Consider the following 24,841-nt stretch of genomic DNA (forward strand, 5'->3'; position numbering starts at 1 on the left):
TGTTGTTGACTAACTTCCTTCAATAGTAGGTCAGTCTCCTTCAGTTGTTTGTCAGTTTCCTTGAGTTGTTGAGCGTTTTCTTTCTGTTGTTGACTGACTTCCTTCAATAGTAGGTCAGTCTCCTTCAGTTGTTTGTCAGTTTCTTTTTGAGCAGCAGTTAATTCGGCTTGAGCAGTTGCTAATTCGGCTAGGATTCGCCATACGTCTTCTGATGTAGTCGTCATAGATGATTTTTTCTCTCTGATTTGGTCTATTACTATTTTACTGAATTTGGCCGATTCATGAATAAGAGAGTGTTTTTTCCTTTGGGGAAGATAGAGCGATAGCCTTTGAGGTTTTAATAGATTTGAGGTTGAAAATTATCGGGAATATCTAATTCAAATACTTGGTCATGAATCCGAGCCACATAAAACCCTTCTTGGAGAATTTTTTCCCGTAATCCTGGTGATAAATCAACCGCCGCTAATATGCCATAGAGTTTTTTATCTTTGTGTTCAGAGAAAAAGCTACGAAACCGTTGCAAAATACTTTTTAATTGTGTAATAGATTCCTCTTTGGCATGACTTTTAACCTCGACGATATAGGCGGTATTTAGCTGACCATTGGTATAGGCAAGGACATCAATTTCTAGGTGTTGTCCTTTTTTACTGACTCGCACACTGGGACTAACCACTTCCATACCAAAGCGTTGTCTGAGAATCGTTTCCATTGAGGGAAGGGCAAGTCCTTCGGTAAAGCTGCCGAATTTGGCACCGAGCCCCCCAATTTGTTTGCCCAGTTCTTTGAGTTGTTTGTCAGTTTTCTGCTGTTGTCGGTCAGTTTCCTTGAGTTGTCGGTCAGTTTCCTTGAGTTGTTGGGCGTTTTCCTTCTGTTGTTGACTAACTTCCTTCAGTAGTAGGTCAGTTTCCTTGAGTTGTTTGTCAGTTTCTTTTTGAGCAGCAGTCAATTCGGCTTGAGCAGTCGCTAATTCGGCTAAGATTCGCCATACGTCTTCTGATGTAGTTGCCATAGATAATTTTTTCCCTCTAATTTGGTCTATTACTATTTTACTGAATTTCGCCGATTAATTAATAATTAATCATTGTTAATTAATGGGACAAGAATCACCGCCACCAGCGACTAACATCCCTAATACTTTGATACACTTCTCTTCAGGCAACCTCCCCCCCAAAATGAAGGATTAAAGGCGCTAAATTGGGAATAGAATTAACAATTATCTTCATTCTCTTTGATTTTTTGACTAATTTATGACTGGTTCGCTGAACGCTGGAAAATGCTAACGTTGATGGGTTATTCATTTGACAGATCATAGAGTTCTAAGCCTTGAATAAAACAAAAATCTCTCAAATTCAATGTATATAGCTTAATATTCTGCACTAATGCTTTTGAGGCAATGATAGAGTCAGGGATGTTGAGTTTGTGACTGAGGGAGTAGGTTTCCATTAAGTTAATAAATTGATTGGATATTGCGACATCTACAGGAAAGGTATGTAGCAATCCGAGATGTCTTTTGATTTTGTTGAGTTCATTTTTATTGATTGCTCCATAATATAATTCGGCTTGAGTAATGGAACTAATGGCTAGTTGATTTAGTCCAATATGGCGAAGCTCTTCGATAATTCTATGGTTGTTTTTATAGAATTCAATGAGGATATTGCTGTCACATAAAATCATCGGTTTTCTTCTCGCCATGCTGCTTCACGGATAGATTTAGGGGTAATATCCCTGTCTTCCCACAATCCTGCCAGGGCAAAGAAGTCTTGCTCGTTATCAGATAATGTTGTTTGATCTTCGATGATTTCTACGGAGTCAACAAAATCTAAAGCAGTTAAAATTTTAGAGAGTGTTTCTGCTTTTTCTTGGTCACGAATGTGTACGATTAGTTGTTTCATGGTAGTTTATTTTGTATTGATTTGGTATTAATGATCATTGTCTAATTCTGTTTTTAGCCAATTAAGAATCGGAGAACTAATACGAATTCCATAATCAACTAACTGTTGTGATAAATCTAAAATTTCTTGTTTAGATAGATAACCTGCATAAAAACCAACCAAGAGAATTCCTAATGTTCCTTTGACGGGTAATTCCATAGCTTTGGCAACTCTTCTTGCTAATTTATCATCTATAATTACCCAGTCTGGTTTGATTGAAATTGCCAAGAGAATAACTTCTAATTCTCCTCGATCTAATCCTAGTAATAGCGGTTCAAGAGGAGATGATGATGCAACTTCTTGAACTTGAATCCAATTGGCATTTTTGAGTTCTTTTGCCCCCGGTTTATTATCTCCAGCGATGACAATTTCTTGATAAACTGCCCAAGGAATAATCACTTCATTAAATAGCTGATTAAGAAGATCTAATTGATTAATCAAAGATAAGGCGATGATCGGTGTAGAATTAACAATTATCTTCATTCTCTTGGATTTTTTGGGCTAATTTACGGCTGGTTTGTATTTCTGATTCCCATTCTTCTGCTGTGTAATCAATAATGGAAAAACCATACTCAGAGAGAAGTGTATAAAATGTATATTTATCGCATCCTAATACTTGTGCGCCGATTCCTGCTGAAATTTTTCCTTCTTGATAAAGATGCCCTAATGTATAAATTATGACTTTACGAGAGAATGCTTCTTTTTCTTCTCTGGCAGCAATGAGGAGTTCTTCGGGAAATGTTACGTTAATGTTCATGAGTGTTTAAAGATAATTTGTTTTTCTTGATTTTAGCAGGAATAATATCGCTAATTAATTGATGGTTGATAATTAAGATTCTCTATATTGTTCTCTTTAGTTGTTTATAAATTTCATCATCGTTTCGTTTGTCAATCAGCAAGATTTCTAGTGTTTGCTCCTCAACACGATAAACGATTCGATATTCACCAATATCGGCTCTATGATAAGAGTATCCTTTTAACTTTAGAGAATCTTGGGGATAGGGATTTGTTCTCAGTTCGGTTATTTTTGTGGCTACTTGTTTGGCGTGTTTATCTGGCAGTTTTTTTAAGCGTTTAGTTGCCTGTCGAGATAGGTTAATCTTAAGCATTTAAAATTTCTGACAGTAAAGCCTCACTTTCTGTTGTTCCGATAAAACCTTCTTGATGAGCTTTTTCTGCCTGTAAAGCCAAAAGTTGATTTTCTAACTCGGAAAATCTCTCAAATTCCTCGATTGACAGCACGACTGCAACATTACGTCCCTTTTTTGCTATCTTTACTGGTTCTCTTCGAGCCAAGTCTAACAGTTCGCCAAAGCGATTTTTTGCTTCTGAGGCTCCTAATGTTTTCATAACTAACCTTTATAGAAACTAGCCATTATGACCATTTTAGCTATTATAGCAATTATTGACAGGGCAATCACTTCCACCAGCGACTAACATCCCTAATCCCTTGATACACTTCTCTTAAGGCGACCTCCCCCCCAAAATGAAGGATTAAAGGCGCTAAGTTGGGAATAGTTTCGAGGAATTTAGGACGAGTGAGAGTACCCAAAGCCTGAAGGACATCTTGCCAGAAAGATAAGTCAACATTAGCAGGGGTTAATGTGGCGGTTAATGCTTTTAATACGTCTGCACGGTTGTATTCAGACCCAATCGTTCTGGCAATTTCTAAGGGTTTCGGGTAACACTTCCGTTGACATACTCCGCGCCGTGAACGGACGTGGATTCTTCTATCATCGCTGATTAGAATTTCTGGCTCAACGAGTTCGCTTAAATCAGACCCCTTGCGGTATCTAACCCAGAGGCGAGTCTCTCCTCAGACTTTCGCTCCATTACAGAAGCCTGTTCTCGTATGCCCTACGATACAGTTCAAAACCTCTAAAATAATTGGTTTCTCTGGTACTTGATGCTTAGAGCTTTTACCCATAAAAGCAATCCTTTATGGAACCCTATAACTCTAGTTTTCAAGGTGCGCCTATCGATTAGATAGCTAGGTTTTTAGAGCGGTTGAATACCTTATCCGCTATGGTCTAGCATTATACATCATAAGGGGAATTATTTCCACCACCGACTAACATCCTTAATACTTTGATACACTTCTCTTAAGGCAACCTCCCCCCCAAAATGAAGGATTAAAGGGACTAAATTGATTAATCTAAAGCATTAGTTGGTTTTTCTGCTTCTCCAAATAAAACGAAAGCAGACCATAAGCCAGGATTTTCATGTTTTTTCATAGTGTTTAACATTGCTTGCCGTAATGCTTTGGCTTTGTCTGGATCATTTTGAAGATTTTTATGAAAATTGATCATTAACTCGTCAGATGGTGAGTCAGGAATTTGCCACAAAGAGACTACAATACTAGGAACTCCTTTTCTCATAAATCCATTAATAAAACTAGAATAACGATAATCACCCAATCCAGATAAACCCGTTTCACAAGCACTTAAAACGACTAATTTTGCCTTGAAAGTGGTTTTAGGATTAAAAATTGAAGAGGAATCCAAAAACCCATCTTCTAAATTATAGAAGTTGCAATCCATAGGGGCATCTCCTACACAGGAAGGACGGGAAGGAGTTAAGGCTAATACCGAATCCCCCATAGAAGTATAAAATCCATGAGTGGCAAGATGAATAATGTCGGCATTCTGCATTTTTTTAAGGACAACTTCTCCTTTCGCATCTTTTCCAATTAACGGTTCTGTTTGATAAATCTTGGCAATTTCCCTAGCTTCATTTTCTGTTCCTTTTAACTGCCCAAGTTTTTGAGGTTTAATATTACGAATTTCACTATATTCTTGACGACTTTCATCAATAGCAGGTAATTTAATGGTCGGCATGATAGGATTGCCTACGATAAGAGCATCCTGCTGACTATTTGATACTTTTGAATAAGCCTCATTATGAAGCATTTTTAAAATTTTGATTGAAGGCGCGTAATAGATAGTATGTTTTTCGATCAAGTATTTCTCTTGAGTATCTCTTAACGCAGCAAAGGGAACTTTCAATAATTGACTATCTGGAATAAATACCACATGATCATCAGGATTTGTTGGTAATATATCTGCTATTGGCTCAATTAATACTTGATTTAATTTTTGTAAACATTCAATAGATCTTTGACAATATTTATTTGACAAAGAAGTAATAATTTGGGGTATATCTGTTCTTCCATTTTCTTGATTAATTAGTCCATAATTAACTTGAATTAAATCCTTTAGAGAGGGAATGTTATCAATTTGAGATTGAGCAAATTGTGATTGTTTTTGGTTCTGACACCCAACAGTATTTAAAACTAAAATTACTCCAAAAAAAAGAATAGCTAATTTTTTATTTTGAGATTTGGCAAAAATCAGCAAAACCAATATTGTAACTATAAAATTAAAAATGAATAAATTGAGAAAATTCCGCTCAATAGATAAAACTGACGATAGGTTATCTTGGTTAAATGCTATTTTTGCTGTCTTGTTAGATAAATTTACTTGGCGAAAATAAACATTGCTATCAGGAGTAACTACCCAAATTAAAAGTTTATCATCTTCATGTAATGAGTATTCGACAATGGTTGTATTTTTGACTCTTGCTATCTTTTTAAAGTCATCAATAGTCATTCTGGGTTCATTTTTTAACTTTTTTAACTGTTCTTGTCTTTGTTCTTCTGAAAGAGCGGAATCAGCCCAATTACGGAGCAGATTGAGAGAACGTCCCAAATCAGATATTTCTAGTGCTTTTTCATATTTATTTTGCTTGATTAAAACATTTTCATAATCCTTAAGACGAGATAAAGACTCAAAAGGAAGATTTTCAAATGATTGATCAAATTTGCGTTCAGCTTCATGAAAACGACCGATTCCAGCTAACATTGCCCCTTCTTTGGCTAATGATGAATCTGAATCATATCTAAATGTTCTCATGAGATATTTCGCATATTTATCCTTCATAAAGTTAAAGTCATTTAAAGCGGACTTATAATCATCAACAGAATTAGTATGACTAGCCAACATCAAATTGAGATCATTAATTACTGCAACTAATTCCCCAATAGTTAAAGTATGAATCCCTCCAGATTCGTAGCCAGTTTCTTTTATTGAGTTTAATTGAGTCTTAAGCCCATTTTTTAATCCTTGAATTAATTCTCTATTTTTTTGAATTCCTGACTTTTTTTCTTTAAGTTTATATAAAGATTTCGTCATTATTATCTCTTTTTCTGGATAGCCCATTATAATATTATTTGGGTCTTCTACTAATGGATTATTTTTGTATTGTGCGGCAAATTCTTTGTTAAATACTTTAAAGTAATCGCCACAATGTTTTACAATTTCTTTATCTCTTGTTATCAAATCGGCAAGCCTAATATTATAATCACATAATCGTTCGTTGGCTTCTTGAATTAAATCACTTATCATTCGTTTGCCTTGATAATGCTGAGGGTCTGGATAACTATCCTTGGAATATTTTTTATACACAGATAATTTATACTCTGCGCGTTTAATTCCTTCTTCAATAAGCTTAATAGTTTCAGGATTATTCGTATCTATTGTTTGAACTGCACTGCTTCCTGCCTCAAAAATAGGTAATGGCTTCTTCACAATCGCTTGCATTTCCTTTGTCGTCTGTGCCAACGTCAAAGAACATCCAAATGGCAATGATATAGCGATACAAATATAAACAAAGACAAGGCTTGTCAATTTATGGAGTTTCATAATTTCAAATATATTTGAATGAGTAATAAAATTCAGAATTATTTTTACCAAGCAGGTTTTTCCGAACTTTTTTCGGTATTCTTTTTAGATTTTGGTGAAGGAATAATTGAAGAAATATCATAAAAAACTCGTTTTCCTTCCGCAAAAGTCTTAGGTGGTTTTTCTCCCCTTAAAACAGGAGGCTCTTGACTAGGTAATTCGTGGCGATTTAATAGCTCTTTTAGAACATCATCAGGGTTATCTTTCGATTCTAAAGTAATTAATAAATCCTCCTCATGGCAAACTGAATTTTCTGATTTAACAGCACAGATTACAGGTACTTCCTTATTGGGAACCCACGTTTCTAATGTAGCAACTAATCGAGAACGTTTTAAGCCATCACGATCATAAATTCTTTGGAATCGCCGAGAAACTTCCTCACACCTTTTTAGCGGTGGCCAATTATCACCAAAATGATTATTATCTAGCTTCCAAAGAATAATTGGAATCGATTCATCACCCGTTGCAATTGTTGCAGGAAAACTTTTCCCATTGTATTCACTTTCTCCACAGGAAAACGTAACTTTTGACGCTGGAGACTCCGAGTGAACTTGACTAGGAGAAACGTTTGTTTTCTGGGGTTCTGCTTTGAGAGAAGGATCAGGCGATGGCTTAAGTACAGATATTAGTCCAGTCACCGCAACGATAACTGCTGCAACCGCAGTCAGAATACCCGGAACACCACCAACATTATTTTTGTTATCGCTCATTAATTGATTACCTCTTTAGAAAAGATTCTTTTGGGGTGATCACCTCTTTTATTGTATATCTCTTATCCACTATTGGCAAAAATTTAAAGGAATTTTAATTCTATGGGTTATCGTATCTTTATTGGTGACACCCCCACCCATTTCTACTACCCAAAATTTCAGCCCACCTTTGCCTTCTTTCGACTGCTCAACCACAAATTGAACCTCTAATTCAATTTCACCCACTTCAAAGCGAATCTGCTCACCCTCAGAGGCTAAAATAGATTTACTCAGTTCAACCCGCAATGCTTCTAAGGTTTCTCGAAGTCCAACATTCATATTAATTCTCTAGTTATTTTTGAAAGATGCAAACCAAAACCCTTTCAATTCTATCGTTTTTCTGAAACTTTAGGGCGGACGGATTGCCTTTCTCAAATGACATAATAGCCCAACCCGATCGCTAAGGGAAGCGCGGGTTGGGAAAAGACATCGACCTAATATTATCTCAAGACTAAAATGACAAATTGAATTAGCATCGAGCTATTTTGCCAATACAAGGTGTCAAAATAAAACTAAGGAGCTAAACGTTGCCTTTGCCAATTGCCATCTTCTTGACGATAATAACAGAGACGATCATGGAGACGACTGGGGCGACCTTGCCAGAACTCGATTAAACTAGGAATTAGGCGAAAACCGCCCCAATGAGGAGGACGGGGAACTTCACGGGCAGCATATTCTTCTTTTAGTTCTGTCAGGCGTTTTTCGAGGATATCCCGCCCGGAAATCACGTCACTTTGATTGGAGGCCCAGGCCCCTAAACGAGATTCCCAGGGACGGACAAAAAAGTAGTTATCCGATTCCTCCTCGCTGATTTTTTCTACAGTTCCCTCGATCCTAATTTGCCGTTGCAATTCTCCCCACCAAAACACTAGGGCTGCATTGGGATTGGCGATTAATTCCTGTCCTTTGGCGCTTTGGTAGTTGGTAAAGAGAACAAAACCGCGAGGATCGAAGTCTTTTAACAGTACCATGCGGGCCCGGGGTTTACCCTCCGGCGAAATAGTGGCTAAAGTCATAGCGTTGGGTTCCAATCTTCCCGAAGATACCGCCCGTTCTAGCCATTGTTTAAATACAATGAAAGGATCGGCAGATGTTTCTGACTCTAGCAATTCTTCAAGATTGTAGTCCAAGCGCAGGTCAGCGATCGATATGTCCATGGTTTTGCTTGCTAAATTCTATCCTTTGAGATCCTACAAGATTCTAGAATCATGACTATCACCTCAGCTAGTGACGCGATCGCCTCTCTTTTAGAAATGGCGGAACAGGGAGAAATTGACCCCTGGGATGTGCAGGTTATTGATGTGATCGATCGCTTTTTGGCGGAATTGGGGTTATTAAATGATCTAGATTTAGCCATGGCCCAAGCTAATTTACCCCAATCGGGACAGGCTTTTTTATGGGCTTCTATGTTAGTTTTATTTAAGGCTGATACCCTAGAAAGATTGTCTTTTGACCAGCAAGAAGAAAGTCTGATTGATGAGGAAATTAGCGAGTTAGAACGGGAATTAAGAACTTTACCCCGTTATCTAGAAAATCATATTCGCCGTCGTACTGCCGCCCCACCACCGCGAAAAAGACGGGTAACTTTGCAGGAGTTAATCACTCAATTACAACAGATTGCCCTAGAGATTGAAGCTTTACCGAAACTGCCTGTAGTTGTCCCGAAACCCCGGCCGCAATCCCGACGGGAAGCGGTACAAATTATCACGGAATTAGCCCACCAAGAAAACCTGACGGAATTGGCAGCGGAACTGGACTTTTTTTTGCAGAGAAAGTTTTTTCAATTAGAGAAAAATGAGATAGAGTTTGAGTATTTATTAGATTTATGGCAAGCGGAAAAACCCTCTAGTCACTCGGCAACACAGGAAAAGGTGGCGATTTTTTGGGCTTTACTTTTACTGGCTTCTCAATCAAAAGTGGAGTTAAAACAGGAGGATTTTTATCAGGATTTAACTATTTCTTTAATTACTTCATCGGCGAACATCCCTTGTTAGTATATTTATACTACTAGGGCGCAGATTCTGCGCCCTAGATACCTTACTATCTTAGCGGGTTAAGGCCGCGCCTCTTTCGTACAAAGTGCGGGCATAATCGGTCCAAGTACCCTGGCCCCAATAACGGAAACAACTGGTTTGCACGAGCAAATTATAAAGCAGTGCCTCCAGATAATCCGGTCGTCGGGTGAAGCTAGGATCCGCCTGTACTAAAGGATCATATTTCTCGTGGAATTTAGCGCTTAATTGGTTCATCGGTTCGAGAACATTTTCGTAACCGCGCACCCAACTGAGATCATTTGTCCAAGATGCCCCATCCATGGTAAAACGGTGGTCGGTCTGTTTTAACTCAGCGATCGCCTGTTCCACTGCTTCAGGGGTAGCGGCATCCGGATTAACTCGCTGCCAGATTTTATGCTGCTGTACGGCTTGAATTGGGGGATAATCTTGGGGATTAACGCCAGCGGCCTCGATTAACTCCAGATATTCCGTGCCGTTAAATCCTGCCACAGTGGAACCCCCCTGCATTTCCCGCCAAGGATTGGGAAAATCGCGAGGAAATTCATTCATCATCACGCCACCATTTTCACCGTCGGCAATCTGGGAACCTAGGGAAGGAACCCAAACGCCGCCGATTTGCTGTTTACCGCGGCATTTGGCCTCGTGGTAGGGTTGCATTTGGGCGACTAATTTGGTGTCGGAACCCTGGGTTTTAATCAAAGCAGTAATCGCAATCACTTCCCCGCGAGAATTACGGGCCACCAGGCGATTAGGAATATATTTTTGTTCCTGACTCAATCCCGAACCGTCGAGATTTTCCACCGAGTGTTCCTGTACCAATAACCAACGATAGCCGCATTCTTTCAGAGCTTTAATATACTCGTAGAGGGTATCGGGATGGTTAGGAAGGTGCATTTCCGGGGGAGAGAACCCTTTGACTCGTTTCAGGGCATCGGGGCCAAAAATCGAGGCAAAATAGGTTTGCCATGCTTGCATCTGTAATTTTAGATCGGGAATCGGTGTGGAAGGAGCCACCGCATGACTCCACATCGTCCCCAACCATTCCACATAGGGTTGATATTGACTGTTACAGGTGATTAATTTGAGTTTATCGAGGATATCCTGCCGTCCCATCTGTACCAAACCCCAGAGGAGATTGCCGGAATAATCGAGCATAATCCGGGGATTACAGCCTTCCGCCACCAATTCTGGGATAAAATCGCCCATGCGACTGTAACACCAGGCAAAAACGCTGGCATTATGGTTATCGCCATCCCCTTGATGCTCGAACATATGCTGGAGATTGCAGATTAATTCCCCGTTAACACCCGCGGGGATAGTGGGTTGGTGCATATGCAAGGCACAGGCAAAACCAGCGTTAATATTGTCTAATTGGAGATTTGTTGTCGGTAAAAAGATCGGATCATCGTGATTAACAATCGCTGCGATTTCCTGTTCCCAACCGCAAATAGTCGGTAGTCCGGGGCGGATTTCCGTGATAGCGTTCGATTTCGATGATACGGGTGTAGCGATCATAATTTTTCAGGCGAATAGATTGAGATAGTTTGTCCCCACTCTCCCAGGGACAACTTTTTTTACTGGCAACAGGTCACTCTTGACTGTTCACTGCTAACTGAGCTAAGAGCGCGAACTTTATCCTATCCCATTTATACTGAGAGTACCCCCTCTCCAGACACAAGCCTTCGTAACTCGTTAAAAATCAAGATGATTCTTTACTGAACTTAACCGATTCTCGCACTATGATACAAACAACTATCCGCCCTTTTACCTGTAAATTTTAACCATGTTCTCGGCGACTACCGAAATTCTTGTTATCCTCTTCCTGATCCTCCTCAATGGAGTCTTTGCCCTCTCGGAAATTGCCATTGTCTCGGCGCGCAAAGTCCGTTTAGAACAATTAGCCAGAGATGATCGAAGGGCGGCGGTGGCCTTAAAATTGGCCAATGATCCCAATCAAATTTTATCGACGGTGCAGATTGGCATTACCCTAGTGGGAATCTTTGCCGGGGCCTACGGAGGAGCGAATTTATCGGTCAGTGTGGCGCAATTATTGGCGCAAGTTCCTGTTTTAGCCCCCTACAGTCAAGCTTTGGGATTAGGATTAGTGGTGTTAATTATTACCTATCTATCCCTAGTGGTGGGGGAATTAGTGCCGAAACGGTTAGGTTTAAGTAATCCTGAAAAAATCGCTATCCTCGTTGCTGATCCTCTCGATAAGCTATCGAAAATTGTTTCGCCCATTGTCCATCTTTTGAGTCAATCGACTAATCTGATTCTCGGTTTGTTGGGGATTAATACTAATAACAATGATTCCCCAATTACGGAAGAAGAATTGAAAATTATGCTTAAACAGGGAACCGCAGCGGGAACCTTTGAGGAAGCAGAACAGGATATGGTGGAAAGGGTGTTAGGATTGGGCGATCGCCGAGTAAGCCAGATTATGACCACGCGCCCAGATATTATTTGGCTAGATTTGGAAGATAGTGCCGAAATTAACCGCCAGAAGCTAATTGAGAGCAATCATAACCGTTTTCCTGTGTGTCAGGGCAGTTTAGATGAGGTTTTGGGGGTAATCGAAGTCACAGACTTATTGGCAGATTGTTTAACCGGTGAAAGTTTCGACCTGACGAAGGATTTACAACAGCCGCTTTTTGTGCCGGAAAGCACTAGGGGTTTAAAGGTGTTAGAATTGGTGCAGCAAAGTGGTCATCATATTGCCTTGGTAGTGGATGAGTACGGGGTAATTCAAGGATTGGTGACGCGCAAGGATATTTTAGAGGCAATTGTCGGCGATTTACCCCAATTAGATAATATTGAAGATGCTCAGATCGTGCAGCGGGAAGATGGTTCTTGGTTGATCGATGGTACAGTGGCGATCGAAGATTTTAAAGAATTATTTGAAATCAGTGAATTACCCGGGGAAAAACAGGGCAATTATCACACTTTAGGTGGTTTTATTATTACCCATCTTGGTAGGATTCCAGGGGCTGCCGATCATTTTGAATGGCAAAGGTTGCGCTTGGAAGTGGTGGATATGGACGGTAATCGTGTCGATAAGGTGTTAGTCACGCTCTTGTTGGATGATTTGTAAGTAATTGTTAGTAAACATCTAGATTTTTTCAAGCTTGTGAAGACCGATACAATTTTTTATCAACTCTTGCAAACCTTTCCGGGGTTAATTTTTGAATTACTGGGAGAGTCAACCCAGAAAGCTGAAAATTATCAATTCTCCTCCCGAGAAATCAAAGAATTAGCGCGTCGTTTTGACGGTATTTTTTTACCGACCACAGCAGCCCCGGAACTAATTATTTACTTTGTTGAAGTGCAATTTCAGGATAAAAGTGATTTTTATTGGCGATTTTTAACAGAAATTGTCATCTATCTCAATCAGTATAAACCCGTTCAGGATTGGATGGCTGTAGCTTTATTTGCCTCCAGGGATATCGACAATAATTTTCCCTATCAACTACGGGGATTTGAGATAACGGGACAGATCAGACCTATTTATTTAGATGAATTAATCGATAGTCCGGCTCCGTCTCTGGGTTTAGGAATTATTCAGTTAATTGTCGCTACACCCCAATTAGCACAGCAACGAGGAAAACCACTTTTAGAAAAAGCGATCGCTGAAATTGATGATCTAGTTTTCCAGCAAAAAGTTGTAGAATTAATTGAAAGAACCTTAGCCTATAAATTTACTAATCTTAGTCGCACGGAGTTAGAAGCTATGTTCGGATTAGATGATCTCAGACAAACTCGACTTTATCAAGAAGCTAAAGAAGAAGGTCGTGAAGAAGGTCGTGAAGAAGGTCGTGAAGAAGGTCGTGAAGAAGGTCGTGAAGAAGCTAAAACTGAAGCGATTGCTGGTTTACTGGCCTTAGGTTTAAGTATAGAACAGATTGCCACTGCTTTGCAATTAGAACTTACCAAAGTACAAGAGACAGCAGCAAAATTATCCTTCCCAGATTAGAAGGGTAAATTATCAAGTTTCTCCCCGATTTTACCCTATTCATTCATATTACGATAGGTAGCCACTGCCGAGGGAGAAATGCGATTGAGATAACGGAAAATCCAATATTTTAAGACTGTATCCAAGATAACGGGAAAAGTGGCGATAAAGAGAAAATTAAACTCGCGATTTTCCGGTAAACCGAAATGACGACTTAACCCTTCTAGGATCACTTCCCAACCGTGGGGAGAGTGGAAACCGACAAATATATCGGTAAAGAGAATAATTAAAAAAGCTTTAGCTGAATCGCTAAGATTATAGAGAATGCCATCGAGAAAAGACTTGACAATCTCGATTTCCCGACGACTAAAAGCGACAACAAAACCAAAGGCAATCAGGGAACAAATATCGGCGAAAATATTAGCGATCGCATTTAAACCTCGTTGGCGAAATTCTTCACTTAGTACCGCTGCTTTTTTAGTAATTTCTCCCTCGATTTCTTCGTTAGATAATTTGGGTGCTAAACCAATCATACCTCGAAAATGTAAAGCTTCCTCAAATCTTCTCAATTCCGAAAAAGCTTCTTCTTCTAGATCCTGATTGATAAAAATAAACTGTTCCTGTTGTTGGAAATATTTATTAACCAAGGGGGTAATCAGGAAAGTTTTGGTTAATTGCTGGGTTAATAAAGGAACAATAATTAACAGTAAAATAAACTTGAGAGAAATGGCTGTTTTATAACGAGAATTGCGAAATCTTTTTAAAACTGCCTCCTCCGATTCCTCCGCTTGGGGATCGATTTCCTGCTTAATGCGATTAAAAGTATTGACAAAAGAACGGGGTAAAACTCCCGGTTTTTCCGTAGCTTTTTGGGATTTATTGCTTTTGATCATTTCCTCATCTTCAAGACTACCCGCCGCTAAAAAAGAGCGATTTCTAGAAGTCTTATTTTTGGCTGTTTCCTGCTCAAAATTTCTGTTCTGGATACTTTTGGGAACATCTTGAATATCTTCTTGCCAATAATTACCTTGATATTTTCCGATAATACTATCGATAAACTGAAGTTTTTTCAGACAAACATCTGTGGTGACAGTAATCACCCCATTATTAATTGTCGGTTGATTTGGTCCGAAGGTATTAACGATCGAGCGACTAGCTTTAAACTCCGTCAATCTGACTTTAATTTTTTGCAGATAACCTTTAACTTCTGCGATAAAATAGGAATTAGTGGTACTGCCATAATTCGAGAACTCCGCTGCCACTTTTCGCCCTTGAAAATGCTTGTCTTCTATCTCCTTAATCTTCAAAGCTGCATGATAAGCCTCATCTAAAGAACGTTCAGGAGTTTGTAATAACCATTGATTAACACCTTGCAAAATCCGATTAAGATTCATAGGAAACAATTACTTCCACAAGGAAAAAAGCTAGAGTACCGATCAGTCATCTTAACAAATACAATCCAGAAAAAACGATGTCAATCATACCAATTTGGATCGAAGGTGGGACTCGATCGGGAAAAACCACCGCTTTAGTCGGGGAATTTCGGCGCTGGGTTGTTTCTCAACTTCAGTCCCAGGATTCATTGTATCTCGATCGACCGAAATCATCGCCCCTTCCCCGCTCGATCTTAGTTTTCGCTGCCAACGATGATAATAAACGAGAATTAGCCGATCAATTAGCCCTTGCTGTTAGGGGTAGCTATCCGATTCTCTGCAAAACCCCTTTAGGTTTTCTCACCGATGAAGTCATCCTGTTTTGGCCGTTAATTTTCGAGTCTTTAGGGCTAAAAGCGCAATTTCCCCGCCGATTACGCCCAGAAACAGAGCAGGAACTCGCCACCCGTCTCTGGCAACCAGCAATCGCTGAATTCTTCCAGCTTACTAGCATAAATGAATATCGTTTCGTCCGTCAAGTTCTCGATTTGTTGCAATTAGCCGGCGCTAGTGGTGTTCCCGCAGAAAAGATACCCGAAAGATTAGCCGACGGATTATCAGAAACAGATTTGAAACGAGTTTTAGCGATTAATGAGCAGGAAACACCAGAAAAAGTGGGAGAATTAATCATTCAATGGCGTGATTGGTCTCTAGAACGTGGTTTATTAAGTTATGGTATCATCTACGAACTCTATTGGCGCTATTTATTTCCTGATAGTCGTTATCAACAGCAACTATTAAAACGCTTCCGGGGAGTTTTTGCGGACGATGTGGACGATTATCCGGCTATTGCCAAGGATTTACTCAGTTTTTTCCTCGATCATGATTGTTTTAGCGTTTTTACCTACAATCCCCAGGGAAAAATTCGCTTAGGATTAACTGCCGATCCCGATTATCTACAAAAATTAGCGGCACGCTGTCAAATTATGCCATTATCTACCACTGAGGGGTTAGCTGCTCAGTTTAGCGAGACGGTTCTCTCCTTAATCAGCGACGGTAACTATCTTGGCAATCTTCCCGATCAATTCATCTCCCTGCAAACCACCTCTCGCGCCGAATTGTTACGGAAGACAGCCACAGCTATTATTCAAGCAGTCAAGCAAGGAGCAGTAAAAGCCGAAGAAATCGCCGTTATTGCCCCCGGTTTAGACGAAATCGCCCGTTATAGCCTGATGGAAATTTTAACCGGTGCCGGGATACCCGTTCAACCCCTCAACGAACAACGACCCCTGATCAGTTGTCCTCTGATTCGGGCATTATTGACCCTTCTCGCCCTTGTTTACGCAAATTTGGGGCGTTTAGCCCCCCAAGAGGCCATAGCGGAAATGCTGGTGATTTTTAGCCGTTATCGCTGGGATGAAGAAGAGAATTTAATTCCCGATATCGATCCAATCCGCGCCGGATTAATTGCCGATCATTGTTATCAAGTGCATCCGGAAAATCCTCGTTTATTAGCGATCGAAACTTTTCCCCGTTGGGATCGCTTAGGACAAAAAGCTTGTACTGCCTACGAAAGAATTTGTCACTGGATCGAAGGGATGAAAAAACGGCAGCAAGAGGCCAAACTTTTCCCGATTTTTGTCTTAAATCAAGCGATAGAACAATTATTAAACGATGGGGAAAATTTGCCCTTCGATCACTTGGCAGCTTTGCGAGAATTAATGGAAACTGCCCAACATTTTTGGGAGATCGATCGGCGTTTGCGTGAGAGTGAACCCTCTTTTCAAAGTGCCAGCGAAACTATTAGTCAGTTTATCCAACTTTTGCGCCGTGGTACAATTACTGCTAATCCCTATCCTGTGCGACAATTTATTAAATCTTCCTCAGCAGTCACCCTAGGCAATATCTTTCAATATCGTTCTTTTCGTTCTAGTCATCGTTGGCATTTTTGGCTAGATTGTTCCTCCCCACTCTGGGAACAAGGAGGTGCTGCTACTCTTTTTGCTGCGCCGATTTTTTGGCGAGAAAGTCCCTATCAACGCTGGACAACGGAAGCAGAATTAGAGGAAAATCAGGCACGTTTACAGAGAGTTTTAAGGGATTTATTGGCAAGGGTAAGCGAAAAAGTTATCCTCTGTCACAGTGATTTAGGAGTATCGGGAACCGATCAAACCGGACAACTTTTATCCTTAGTACAAGCGGCAAAAGAATATGATTAAGGACTAGAACAAAATTAACTTCTTGGTTAGGAGAGGCACTCAGGCAATAGGCAATAGGCAAAAGGGGAAATAAATAATCAGTTTTTAATAACTAGATTTAGTATAAGGCCTTTTGGGGTTGTAAATTAAAAGCTACCACCCCCGAACCACACAAGGGTTCTATCCAGCGCTCACAGTTTTGCTGATCCGCTAAACTTTTGATTGATGATACCAGTTTAGTTTTGATACCTTGACATTTAATCGGGGGAACAATGACGGTTGTTTTCATTAATAACTAATAGATAATTACATGAATACACTGGGGGAAACATTGAAAATCTCTCCTAAAATTTTCCCTTGAGCTTTACTAATCGATCGCTTGCCATTAACAATCTCAGAAACCACACCCTTAGAACCAATTTTACCAACTAAATCAGCTTGTTTCATGTTGTTAGCTGACATTAAGTGTAATAATACTTCCTGCGGTGAAGCTGGTTCGGGTTGAGGTTGTTTGGCATCAAAATCCTTAATAATTGTCGCCATCAATTTAACCATCGCGGTTTCTTCTGGTAGTCGATCCTGTTTACTAATTAGATTAATCAGAAGATGACGCGCTTGCTCATATTCTTCCTCATTTTCAATAATCTTGGGTTGAAATTTAGTCAACAGTTGATTATAATTATTGTGATCAAGTGCTAGGGTCATTTTTCTTTCGGTTAGACTGAACTTTTTAGGTGTGTTACTACTTAACTTAAACCAGTGATTTTAACCAACCGTACCAAGCATCTAAACCTTCTCCAGTGGTAGCGGAAACTTGAAAAACTTTCAGATTGGGATTAACTTGATAGGCGTAATCTAAACAGCGATCGAGGTTAAAATTAACGTAGGGTAGTAGGTCTATTTTTGTCAAGATCATGACTTGAGAAGCGTGGAACATATAGGGATATTTAATCGGTTTATCTTCTCCTTCGGTGACGGAAAGAATGACGACTTTGGCATTTTCTCCCAAATCAAATAAAGCAGGACAAACTAGATTACCGACATTTTCGATCATGACTAAAGAATTCATCGGTGGATCGAGTTCGATTAATCCTCTCTCTACCATTGATGCTTCTAAATGACAACCTGTTCCGGTGTTAATTTGGATAACCTGACAACCGGTTTCACTAATTTTTTGGGCATCATTAGCTGTTGCTTGATCTCCCTCAATGACACTGATAGGAATAGCGGTTTTTAAATCGGCAATTGTGCGAGTTAACAGGGTAGTTTTTCCCGAACCGGGGGAAGAAACTAGATTAAGAGCAACAGTTTTTCTCCCCTTCAACCAACCGCGATTTTGTGCCGCTAACAGATTATTTTTTGCCAGCAGATTTTGCTCAACTTGGAGAATATTACCATGAATTTGAGCGGGAATTTCCGCGGGATGATGGGGATGCTCATGCTCGTGATCGTGATGGCTATGACTAATAACAGTACCATCGGCTAAAATATGTTCATGGGTTCCCGTTTGCGGATTAGTTACCGTCACTTCCGAGTTATCAGAACAACCACAGGTTACACACATAAGGATTCTGTCTCCAACGATTTGAGATTTAATTCTTGACCCTGTAAAATGACTATATTGCGACTACCACATTGATCGCAGATTCCGTAGGGATATTCTAGTTCTAGCTCATTTCCGCAATCTTGGCACTGTCCTAAACCAGAAATTTCCAGAATCTCTAACATTGCCCCCTCTACATTAGTACCTTGACAACAGGTATCAAAACAAAAAGCGATCGATTCTGGCATAATTGCCGTTAGTTTACCAATCTCTAACACCACGCGCTTAACTTTCATTCCTCGGGAATGTTCTAAAGCAAGTTCGATAATATTTTGGGTAATTCCTAGTTCGTGCATTTTCAGTTATCAGTTATCAGTTATCAGGGAACAGGGAATAGGGAACAGGGAACAGGGAACAGGGAACAGGGAGAAGGGAGAAGGGAACAGGGAACAGGGAAATTTCAACTAAAACCCCAAAACCCCAAAACCCCAAAACCCCAAAACCCCAAAACTCCAACTATCTGTTTTTTTAGTTTTCACTTTTTCCTTTAAAACTGTCTCCTGTCTAATTAACATATTCTCGGTAATTGTTCACCTACTAACATATCGAGAATCCTTTTAGTGCCGAAAGCGGTTTTTAAGTAAACTAAATTGGGGGGAGAAGCGACGACTTCCCCGATACAAGCGGCAAAAATGCCGTCAGGATGGGAACGCATCACTGCTAAAACGCGATTTTCCGCCTCCGGTGGCACGACAAGGACTAATTTCCCCTCATTTGCTAGATAAAGCGGTTCTAAACCCAATAATTCGCACATTCCTCGCACTTCTTCCCGGATGGGGATCGCCGTTTCCTGCACCTGTATTCCCACCCCAGAACTTTGGGCAAATTCGTTTAAAACCGTGGCTAATCCGCCTCTAGTGGCATCCCGCATCGCTTTGACTTGCGGACAAACGGCCAGAATTGCCGAAATTAAAGAATTCAAGGCTTGACAATCGCTTTCGATTGTGCATTGTAGGTCTAATTCGCCCCGGGCCATCAGAATGGCGGCACCGTGATCCCCCAGAAAACCGTTAAGCAAAATGCGATCACCAACTTGTAAATTATTGGCACTGGAATGGATTCGGGCCGGAATTACCCCCACTCCAGAGGTATTAATAAATATTTGATCCCCTTGTCCCCTGGGAACGACTTTTGTATCCCCGGTGACGATTTTTACCGCTGCTTTGTCGGCGGCTATTTTCATGCTGGTAACGATGGTTTTTAGGGTGTCGATAGATAAACCTTCTTCGAGGATAAAACTACAACTGAGATAGAGAGGAATTGCCCCACCGACAGCCAAATCATTAACAGTTCCATTGACTGCTAAACTGCCAATATCACCCCCCGGAAAGAATAGGGGAGAAACCACATAGGAATCGGTGGTAAATGCCAAGCGATCGCCTATTTTAGCTAAATCTTTAATCTCAAATCGGGCTTGATCTTCAAGGGGTGCCAGTAAGTTATTATCGAAGTTATTAACGAATATCTCGTTAATTAAATCCCGCATTGCTCTGCCACCGCTGCCATGGGAGAGAGTGATATTTGTGTCGGTAATTTTTGTTTTTTTAAATTTTAAAGAAGCTGAAGGAGTGCTAGTCATAGGTGAGGTAGTAAGTTTTCGTTTTGGGTAGTCGGTGGTCGATAGCAAATTAGGTTACACTTTATCTTGATCAGAAACGCTGTCATAGCTTACTGCTAGATTAGCTTAATGGGTTTCTGGTATTTCTCGCACTTTTTCTACAGTTAAGTCCAAGGCTTGAGCAATTTGTTCTACCGTTAAACCTAAAGCCAATAAACGCGGCACAGATTCTAGTTTACCTTCCAGTTTACCTTCCAGTTTACCTTCCAGTTTACCTTCCAGTTTACCTTCCAGTTTACCTTCCAGTTTACCTTCTTCTCGAACGTCTTGAAAATAACGGGTTTGTTTCAGTTCATCTAAACTAAACATGGCTTCTATCTCCCGGCGACTTAGACGTGGTAATTTATAAATAAGGATCGTTTCTATTAATTGTAGGAGGTTTTGCGGTTGGGTAAATTCAGTTCGCACTCGTTCAATAAGTTGTTTGGCTGTTGCCACTGCTTGATTTTCTTTAGCAATAATTAATTTTATAGTGGCAATACCGAGGGAATCTTGATTAATATCATCTAGTTCATCTAAATAGATTCGCGTCACTCTCCCAGATGTCAATAAGTCTTGATAACGTACAACCTGATCTGATTCTACCCGACGATGGGGATAAATGACCACCCCGCGCCAATCATTGTTAAAAGCAGTTTTACTGAGATATAAGAAGATTTCAGCAAAGAAACGGCCATAAAAATTCTGATCATCTTGAAATTGCACCTCGCAGAAATAAATAGGAATGCTAGGATCGGTAATATTGGGCAAAAATACGCCATCAATACGAAAAGCTAGTTGCTTGATTTCGACGGAATCAAAGCGGTAATTCTCGGCTTCTCCGGGGGAAAGGTTGATTAATTCAAAGAAAATTGACGGATAAGATTGAAAAAGATCATAAAAAATACTGTCGGTTTTCATGCCCGGACTTGTGGTGTAAACTATGCAAAAATATAGAGATAGAGAGTTTTCCTACTAATTAGCCTGATTATAGCAGTTATCTTTGCCAAAACAAATGCTAAAAGCTGGTCTGCAAAAAGCTAATAGCTAAAATAACTGACAACCGATCGAGTCTAAACATCTCCCCCATGTCAGGGCGCTATAGCTGACAGTGAGTCGCTATAATAGAATTCGCCGATCGCTAACTTCTCCCTCGGTAAAATTTCTATGACTGGAAGACTGAACAAGCTACAACAAGATTTAAAGAACATAGAAACGGAAGTGGCAAATTTAGCCGAAAGAATGCGAGAAAAATACCGAATTTATCTTGATTTACTCGGTGAATCTCTCTATAAACAGGCGATCGGGGCAGTGTATCATATCTGTACCCGTTACTATGGGGGGGAATTTCTGGCCCTCTCCCACAGCAATCGTCAGAAACTACAAGAGGAGATCAAAGCTCTAGGACAAGAGGCTAAAGCCAGTTTACAGCAATTGGGCGAGCAGAGCTTCGAGGGAGGGGCATTTTCAGGGGTAGGATTCTCTAAAAGTCCAGCAGAGACAGTTAACACCCCAGATTTCTGGAAGCTTTTTCTAGACAAACGGGAAAATCTAGCCGCAACTGGAGAGATTAATAACCCCGATATTTTACTTTATTGTTGTCGAGTGCTGGAAAAAAACTGTGTCGAGATTCTCAATCATCTCTCTAAACAAATTAATCAGCAACTACAAAAAGCTTATATTCTTCCCCCTCATCTACCCAGTCAAATTATCGATATGGCAATTCAAGCGGGAGAAGAAGGACAATCCCTAGGTGGAGGAAATAATATGTTAAACATTCTAGTGGAAGCTAAAAACCCTGAACCAGAGGAAGAAAAAGATGAAGATGAAGATGATGGGGATGATCATGATTTTTCAAGTGGCAAAGTCACTAAAGTAACGGCGATTCATCTACGAATGGCTGAACTGGAATTTGCTGATACGCGCTTAAGTGTCGAAAGAAATCAAATTCGCTCCCTTTGGGAACAATTAAATCGTCTAGGGGAACAATATCATCGTATTCGCAAAGAATATACTATCGCTCAAGCGGAAGCGGCATGGCGCAGTAGTTGGTACGATTAATCAGTTATGATCAAACAGGGGTATCAGGGAAGCATAATACTGGGAAATTTGGAATCAAGAGGCAATTATGAAAGGGGAAATACCCGACTGGGTGAGATTACAAAAAGCCTTATCTGTAGAAGCGGAAAAAGGTTATCCCGATCTTCAGGGAAATCAATACCGTTTTAGCGAGTTTTTCTGTCTTAGTTTCGGGGATAATCCTCCCGTGGGAATTTCCACCAGTGAGAGAAATCGCTGGCGAGAATTAGCCCAAAAATTTGCCCAATATTCCCAGTTTAATCCCAGACAAAGACAACAATTAGTCACCGAAACTCGCAATTTTTTACAACAATTACGGCAAACTTTAGAAGCAACCCCCACCCCAAAAGAACCAGCTGTGGCGAAAATTATTAATACCACTCCCATCACGACAAAGGCTATTTCTCCACGGCAAGTTACCCTCGAACAACCCTTGAAATATCTAGCGGAAGTGGGAGAGAGAAAAGCTGGTCTTTTAGAAAAATTAAACCTCCACAAAGTTGAAGATTTATTATATTATTATCCCCGGGATCATATTGATTACAGTCGTCAAGTCAATATCGCCAATTTAACCGAGGGGGAAACGGTAACTTTAGTGGGGAATGTCAAGCGCTGTAATTGTTTTACTAGCCCCAAAAATACCAAGTTAGCTATCTTTGAATTGCTCTTACAGGATCGCACTGGACAGATAAAATTAAACCGTTTTTATGCGGGAACTCGCTATACTAATCGTGCTTGGCAAGAAGGACAAAAAAAACTCTATCTGGTGGGTTCGGTGGTGGCGGTTAGTGGTTTAGTCAAAGCGGGTAAATATGGGTTAACTTTAGAAAATCCTGAATTTGAATTATTAGACAGTTCTGGGGCAAGTATTGAGTCCTTAAAAATCGGGCGTATTCTGCCGGTTTATCCCCTCACCGATGGAGTACCCGCCGACCTAATTAGAAAGGCTGTAGTCGCCGCTTTTGGGGCAGTAGAGGCGATAAAAGACCCCCTACCTTTCGGTCTAAGAAAACAATACGGATTAATCGATTTAAAAACGGCAATTACTAACATTCATTTCCCTAATAATGCCGAGATTCTAAGTCAAGCGCGACGGCGATTAGTCTTTGATGAATTCTTCTTTTTACAATTGGGTTTTCTGCGGCGGCGGCAACAGTATCGTCAGACACAGAAAAGTGCTGTTTTTAGTGCTAAGGGTCAACTAATTGATCGATTTAATCAGATAATTCCCTTTCAATTAACTAATGCTCAAAAACGAGTTATTGAAGAAATTTTAGAGGATTTAGATTCTAGCACCCCGATGAATCGTCTTGTGCAGGGGGATGTGGGTTCTGGCAAAACAATTGTCGGAGTTTATGCTATTTTAGCAGCCCTACAATCCGGTTATCAAGCGGCATTAATGGCTCCCACGGAAGTTTTAGCAGAACAACATTATCGTAAGTTAGTTAGCTGGTTTAATCTCTTACATTTACCCGTAGAATTATTAACTGGTTCCACAAAAACCGCTAAACGGCGAGAAATTCACGCCCAATTAGAGACAGGAGAATTACCACTTTTAGTGGGAACTCATGCCCTAATTCAAGATGCAGTTAATTTCCGCAAATTAGGTTTAGTTGTTATTGATGAACAGCATCGCTTTGGGGTACAACAAAGGGCAAGATTATTAAGCAAAGGAGAGTCTCCCCACGTTTTAACCATGACAGCAACACCGATTCCCCGTACTTTAGCTTTAACCCTGCATGGGGATTTGGATGTGAGTCAAATTGACGAATTACCCCCCGGCAGACAACCGATTCAAACCAGCGCTTTAAATGGGAATCAAAGAAGGGCTGCCTATGATTTAATTCGGCGTGAAATTGCCCAAGGCAGACAAGCTTATGTGATTTTTCCCTTGATTGAAGAATCGGAAAAATTAGATGTTAGGGCTGCGGTGGAAGAATATCAAAATTTATCAGAAAAGATTTTTCCCAATTTTAATATCGGTTTACTCCATGGTCGCATGAGTTCCGCCGAAAAAGAGGAAATCTTAACAGCTTTTCGCGATAATATTCTGCAAATTATTGTCTCAACTACGGTTATCGAAGTGGGGGTGGATGTTCCCAATGCCACGGTGATGTTAATTGAAAATGCCGAACGTTTTGGCCTTTCACAATTGCATCAATTACGGGGGCGCGTGGGCAGAGGTTCCCATCAATCCTATTGTTTACTTTTAAGTGGCACTAATAGTGCTAATTCCCGTCAAAGATTAACGGTTTTGGAACAATCCCAAGATGGCTTTTTTATCTCGGAAATGGATATGCGATTTCGCGGTCCGGGGGAAGTTTTAGGACAACGACAATCGGGTTTACCAGATTTTGCCCTCGCTAGTTTAGTCGAGGATCAAGAGGTGTTAGTTTTGGCAAGAGATGCTGCCGAAAAAATTATGTTAGATGATCCCCATTTAATCACTTTGCCCAACTTGAAACAAGCTTTAGAGGCTAAATATCAACGGATGTTAGGAGCGGATATTTTAACTTGATTTAGATGTTCAGTGATCAGTAAACAGTAATACTAAATCCAGTTATTAAAAACTGATTATTTATTCTCCGTTTTGCATAGCCCATACTCA

General features: G+C 40.3%; 25 protein-coding genes and 1 pseudogene. 6 read left to right on the top strand and 20 right to left on the bottom strand.

Annotated features, from left to right (window positions below; all coding sequences use genetic code 11):
- From H6G48_RS15940 to pdxH, 12 genes and pseudogenes are all read right to left on the bottom strand, one after another.
- Window positions 1-224: pseudogene (locus H6G48_RS15940) on the bottom strand (DUF3782 domain-containing protein); the annotation flags it as partial.
- A gap of 113 nt (window positions 225-337) precedes the next feature.
- On the bottom strand, window positions 338-1,009 hold the full coding sequence (locus H6G48_RS15945) for a DUF3782 domain-containing protein (protein WP_190722470.1): 672 nt from the start codon (window positions 1,007-1,009) through the stop codon (window positions 338-340).
- A 281-nt stretch (window positions 1,010-1,290) separates the two neighbouring features.
- The gene (locus H6G48_RS15950) at window positions 1,291-1,692 is read right to left on the bottom strand and encodes a type II toxin-antitoxin system VapC family toxin (RefSeq protein ID WP_242034665.1); all 402 of its coding nucleotides are present in this window, start codon (window positions 1,690-1,692) and stop codon (window positions 1,291-1,293) included.
- The gene (locus H6G48_RS15955; protein WP_002780145.1) at window positions 1,671-1,892 is read right to left on the bottom strand and encodes a hypothetical protein; all 222 of its coding nucleotides are present in this window, start codon (window positions 1,890-1,892) and stop codon (window positions 1,671-1,673) included. Before H6G48_RS15955 ends, H6G48_RS15950 begins: the two co-directional genes overlap by 22 nt.
- A gap of 27 nt (window positions 1,893-1,919) precedes the next feature.
- Window positions 1,920-2,414: a PIN domain-containing protein gene (locus H6G48_RS15960; protein ID WP_190722471.1), complete on the bottom strand. Its 495-nt coding sequence runs from the start codon at window positions 2,412-2,414 to the stop codon at window positions 1,920-1,922.
- A complete protein-coding gene (locus H6G48_RS15965) occupies window positions 2,398-2,688 on the bottom strand; it encodes a UPF0175 family protein (RefSeq protein ID WP_079206348.1) in 291 nt (96 codons plus the stop codon). The genes H6G48_RS15960 and H6G48_RS15965 overlap by 17 nt, the downstream gene beginning before the upstream one ends.
- Window positions 2,689-2,770: 82 nt before the next feature.
- Entirely contained in the window at window positions 2,771-3,040 is a 270-nt protein-coding gene (locus H6G48_RS15970; RefSeq protein ID WP_002739840.1) for a type II toxin-antitoxin system RelE family toxin, read from the bottom strand.
- The gene (locus H6G48_RS15975) at window positions 3,033-3,281 is read right to left on the bottom strand and encodes a type II toxin-antitoxin system Phd/YefM family antitoxin (RefSeq protein WP_002739617.1); all 249 of its coding nucleotides are present in this window, start codon (window positions 3,279-3,281) and stop codon (window positions 3,033-3,035) included. The genes H6G48_RS15970 and H6G48_RS15975 overlap by 8 nt, the downstream gene beginning before the upstream one ends.
- 800 nt (window positions 3,282-4,081) lie before the next feature.
- Window positions 4,082-6,631: a CHAT domain-containing protein gene (locus H6G48_RS15980; RefSeq protein WP_190722472.1), complete on the bottom strand. Its 2,550-nt coding sequence runs from the start codon at window positions 6,629-6,631 to the stop codon at window positions 4,082-4,084.
- 44 nt (window positions 6,632-6,675) lie between these two features.
- Entirely contained in the window at window positions 6,676-7,380 is a 705-nt protein-coding gene (locus H6G48_RS15985) for a COP23 domain-containing protein (protein WP_190722473.1), read from the bottom strand.
- Between the two features lie 69 nt (window positions 7,381-7,449).
- Entirely contained in the window at window positions 7,450-7,704 is a 255-nt protein-coding gene (locus tag H6G48_RS15990) for a trypco2 family protein (RefSeq protein WP_190722501.1), read from the bottom strand.
- Window positions 7,705-7,931: 227 nt separating this feature from the next.
- Window positions 7,932-8,576 (bottom strand): pyridoxamine 5'-phosphate oxidase, encoded by a 645-nt coding sequence (gene pdxH / locus H6G48_RS15995; RefSeq protein ID WP_190722474.1) that lies wholly within the window; start codon window positions 8,574-8,576, stop codon window positions 7,932-7,934.
- Between the two features lie 51 nt (window positions 8,577-8,627).
- On the opposite strand from pdxH, the gene H6G48_RS16000 reads away from it, so the two are divergent.
- The gene (locus tag H6G48_RS16000; RefSeq protein WP_190722475.1) at window positions 8,628-9,413 is read left to right on the top strand and encodes a segregation/condensation protein A; all 786 of its coding nucleotides are present in this window, start codon (window positions 8,628-8,630) and stop codon (window positions 9,411-9,413) included.
- A 51-nt stretch (window positions 9,414-9,464) separates the two neighbouring features.
- Here the strand turns inward: H6G48_RS16000 and H6G48_RS16005 are convergent, their stop codons facing one another.
- Window positions 9,465-10,949 (bottom strand): polysaccharide deacetylase family protein, encoded by a 1,485-nt coding sequence (locus tag H6G48_RS16005; RefSeq protein WP_190722476.1) that lies wholly within the window; start codon window positions 10,947-10,949, stop codon window positions 9,465-9,467.
- Between the two features lie 268 nt (window positions 10,950-11,217).
- Here H6G48_RS16005 and H6G48_RS16010 point away from each other — a divergent pair, with 268 nt between their 5' ends.
- Together H6G48_RS16010 and H6G48_RS16015 are read left to right on the top strand one after the other, a co-directional pair.
- On the top strand, window positions 11,218-12,525 hold the full coding sequence (locus H6G48_RS16010; protein WP_147069490.1) for a hemolysin family protein: 1,308 nt from the start codon (window positions 11,218-11,220) through the stop codon (window positions 12,523-12,525).
- Between the two features lie 36 nt (window positions 12,526-12,561).
- A complete protein-coding gene (locus H6G48_RS16015; protein ID WP_190722477.1) occupies window positions 12,562-13,404 on the top strand; it encodes an Rpn family recombination-promoting nuclease/putative transposase in 843 nt (280 codons plus the stop codon).
- A 35-nt stretch (window positions 13,405-13,439) separates the two neighbouring features.
- Here H6G48_RS16015 and H6G48_RS16020 read toward each other — a convergent pair whose 3' ends face one another.
- Window positions 13,440-14,777 (bottom strand): proton extrusion protein PcxA, encoded by a 1,338-nt coding sequence (locus H6G48_RS16020; RefSeq protein ID WP_190722478.1) that lies wholly within the window; start codon window positions 14,775-14,777, stop codon window positions 13,440-13,442.
- A 77-nt stretch (window positions 14,778-14,854) separates the two neighbouring features.
- Between H6G48_RS16020 and H6G48_RS16025 the strand changes: the two genes are divergently transcribed.
- On the top strand, window positions 14,855-16,975 hold the full coding sequence (locus H6G48_RS16025; RefSeq protein ID WP_190722479.1) for a PD-(D/E)XK nuclease family protein: 2,121 nt from the start codon (window positions 14,855-14,857) through the stop codon (window positions 16,973-16,975).
- A 97-nt stretch (window positions 16,976-17,072) separates the two neighbouring features.
- On the opposite strand, the gene H6G48_RS16030 is transcribed toward H6G48_RS16025, so the two are convergent.
- The 6 genes from H6G48_RS16030 to H6G48_RS16055 all read right to left on the bottom strand — a co-directional run bounded on the left by H6G48_RS16030 (window position 17,073) and on the right by H6G48_RS16055 (window position 21,075).
- Window positions 17,073-17,243: a DNA adenine methylase gene (locus H6G48_RS16030; protein ID WP_190722480.1), complete on the bottom strand. Its 171-nt coding sequence runs from the start codon at window positions 17,241-17,243 to the stop codon at window positions 17,073-17,075.
- 17 nt (window positions 17,244-17,260) lie between these two features.
- A complete protein-coding gene (locus tag H6G48_RS16035) occupies window positions 17,261-17,659 on the bottom strand; it encodes a helix-turn-helix domain-containing protein (RefSeq protein WP_190722481.1) in 399 nt (132 codons plus the stop codon).
- A gap of 46 nt (window positions 17,660-17,705) precedes the next feature.
- Window positions 17,706-18,518, bottom strand: a complete 813-nt coding sequence (hypB, locus tag H6G48_RS16040; protein WP_190722482.1) for a hydrogenase nickel incorporation protein HypB — start codon at window positions 18,516-18,518, stop codon at window positions 17,706-17,708.
- The gene (locus H6G48_RS16045) at window positions 18,509-18,853 is read right to left on the bottom strand and encodes a hydrogenase maturation nickel metallochaperone HypA/HybF (protein WP_190722483.1); all 345 of its coding nucleotides are present in this window, start codon (window positions 18,851-18,853) and stop codon (window positions 18,509-18,511) included. Before H6G48_RS16045 ends, hypB begins: the two co-directional genes overlap by 10 nt.
- 212 nt (window positions 18,854-19,065) lie before the next feature.
- Entirely contained in the window at window positions 19,066-20,136 is a 1,071-nt protein-coding gene (gene hypE, locus H6G48_RS16050; RefSeq protein WP_190722484.1) for a hydrogenase expression/formation protein HypE, read from the bottom strand.
- 105 nt (window positions 20,137-20,241) lie between these two features.
- Complete coding sequence (locus H6G48_RS16055) at window positions 20,242-21,075, bottom strand: Rpn family recombination-promoting nuclease/putative transposase (protein ID WP_147072821.1); 834 nt, start codon at window positions 21,073-21,075, stop codon at window positions 20,242-20,244.
- A gap of 246 nt (window positions 21,076-21,321) precedes the next feature.
- Here H6G48_RS16055 and H6G48_RS16060 point away from each other — a divergent pair, with 246 nt between their 5' ends.
- Both H6G48_RS16060 and recG read left to right on the top strand, forming a co-directional pair.
- On the top strand, window positions 21,322-22,215 hold the full coding sequence (locus H6G48_RS16060; RefSeq protein WP_190722485.1) for a hypothetical protein: 894 nt from the start codon (window positions 21,322-21,324) through the stop codon (window positions 22,213-22,215).
- Window positions 22,216-22,282: 67 nt separating this feature from the next.
- Window positions 22,283-24,751, top strand: a complete 2,469-nt coding sequence (recG, locus tag H6G48_RS16065) for an ATP-dependent DNA helicase RecG (protein WP_190722486.1) — start codon at window positions 22,283-22,285, stop codon at window positions 24,749-24,751.
- Window positions 24,752-24,841 lie beyond the last annotated feature (90 nt).

Origin of the sequence: Microcystis flos-aquae FACHB-1344 (genome assembly GCF_014698375.1) — a bacterium.
Lineage (GTDB): Bacteria > Cyanobacteriota > Cyanobacteriia > Cyanobacteriales > Microcystaceae > Microcystis > Microcystis aeruginosa.

Coding starts and splice junctions, on each gene's coding strand:
- H6G48_RS15945 (WP_190722470.1), bottom strand. CDS start 1,009: ATGGCAACTACATCAGAAGACGTATGGCGAATCTTAGCCGAATTAGCG.
- H6G48_RS15950 (WP_242034665.1), bottom strand. CDS start 1,692: ATGGCGAGAAGAAAACCGATGATTTTATGTGACAGCAATATCCTCATT.
- H6G48_RS15955 (WP_002780145.1), bottom strand. CDS start 1,892: ATGAAACAACTAATCGTACACATTCGTGACCAAGAAAAAGCAGAAACA.
- H6G48_RS15960 (WP_190722471.1), bottom strand. CDS start 2,414: ATGAAGATAATTGTTAATTCTACACCGATCATCGCCTTATCTTTGATT.
- H6G48_RS15965 (WP_079206348.1), bottom strand. CDS start 2,688: ATGAACATTAACGTAACATTTCCCGAAGAACTCCTCATTGCTGCCAGA.
- H6G48_RS15970 (WP_002739840.1), bottom strand. CDS start 3,040: ATGCTTAAGATTAACCTATCTCGACAGGCAACTAAACGCTTAAAAAAA.
- H6G48_RS15975 (WP_002739617.1), bottom strand. CDS start 3,281: ATGAAAACATTAGGAGCCTCAGAAGCAAAAAATCGCTTTGGCGAACTG.
- H6G48_RS15980 (WP_190722472.1), bottom strand. CDS start 6,631: ATGAAACTCCATAAATTGACAAGCCTTGTCTTTGTTTATATTTGTATC.
- H6G48_RS15985 (WP_190722473.1), bottom strand. CDS start 7,380: ATGAGCGATAACAAAAATAATGTTGGTGGTGTTCCGGGTATTCTGACT.
- pdxH (WP_190722474.1), bottom strand. CDS start 8,576: ATGGACATATCGATCGCTGACCTGCGCTTGGACTACAATCTTGAAGAA.
- H6G48_RS16000 (WP_190722475.1), top strand. CDS start 8,628: ATGACTATCACCTCAGCTAGTGACGCGATCGCCTCTCTTTTAGAAATG.
- H6G48_RS16005 (WP_190722476.1), bottom strand. CDS start 10,949: ATGATCGCTACACCCGTATCATCGAAATCGAACGCTATCACGGAAATC.
- H6G48_RS16010 (WP_147069490.1), top strand. CDS start 11,218: ATGTTCTCGGCGACTACCGAAATTCTTGTTATCCTCTTCCTGATCCTC.
- H6G48_RS16020 (WP_190722478.1), bottom strand. CDS start 14,777: ATGAATCTTAATCGGATTTTGCAAGGTGTTAATCAATGGTTATTACAA.
- H6G48_RS16025 (WP_190722479.1), top strand. CDS start 14,855: ATGTCAATCATACCAATTTGGATCGAAGGTGGGACTCGATCGGGAAAA.
- H6G48_RS16030 (WP_190722480.1), bottom strand. CDS start 17,243: ATGAAAACAACCGTCATTGTTCCCCCGATTAAATGTCAAGGTATCAAA.
- H6G48_RS16035 (WP_190722481.1), bottom strand. CDS start 17,659: ATGACCCTAGCACTTGATCACAATAATTATAATCAACTGTTGACTAAA.
- hypB (WP_190722482.1), bottom strand. CDS start 18,518: ATGTGTGTAACCTGTGGTTGTTCTGATAACTCGGAAGTGACGGTAACT.
- H6G48_RS16045 (WP_190722483.1), bottom strand. CDS start 18,853: ATGCACGAACTAGGAATTACCCAAAATATTATCGAACTTGCTTTAGAA.
- hypE (WP_190722484.1), bottom strand. CDS start 20,136: ATGACTAGCACTCCTTCAGCTTCTTTAAAATTTAAAAAAACAAAAATT.
- H6G48_RS16055 (WP_147072821.1), bottom strand. CDS start 21,075: ATGAAAACCGACAGTATTTTTTATGATCTTTTTCAATCTTATCCGTCA.
- H6G48_RS16060 (WP_190722485.1), top strand. CDS start 21,322: ATGACTGGAAGACTGAACAAGCTACAACAAGATTTAAAGAACATAGAA.
- recG (WP_190722486.1), top strand. CDS start 22,283: ATGAAAGGGGAAATACCCGACTGGGTGAGATTACAAAAAGCCTTATCT.